At 55.1% G+C, this 334-nt stretch carries 1 protein-coding gene; it reads left to right on the top strand.

Annotated features, from left to right (window positions below; all coding sequences use genetic code 11):
- Nucleotides 1-14 precede the first annotated feature (14 nt).
- Nucleotides 15-334: transposase (locus H7U37_RS15380; protein WP_204877041.1), on the top strand; the 320-nt coding region annotated here is incomplete at its 3' end.

Raw genomic sequence — 334 nt, 5'->3', positions numbered from 1 at the left:
AGGTGGTGAGAGAGATGCTGGAGCGCGGGAAAATGGACCGCAATGTGATCGAGATGGTTGGAATAGACAGCCTGGTGCCGGAGGAACATCTGCTGCGGAAGATAGACAAGGCGGTGGATTTCAGCAGGCTGTACGAAATGGTGGAGCCGCTGTACAGTGAGGACAATGGCCGGCCCAGCGTAGACCCGGTGGTGCTGTTCAAAATGGTATTGATCCAGCATCTCTACGGATTGCCGTCCCTGCGGCGGACTGCAGAAGAAGTGGGGTTGAATATGGCCTACCGCTGGTTTCTGGGATATACATTGCAGGAGGAAACGCCCCACTTTTCCACAGT

It is taken from the genome of Pseudoflavonifractor phocaeensis, from assembly GCF_016901735.1.
Lineage (GTDB): Bacteria > Bacillota > Clostridia > Oscillospirales > Oscillospiraceae > Pseudoflavonifractor_A.
This window is presented reverse-complemented; position numbering and strand designations above follow the sequence as displayed.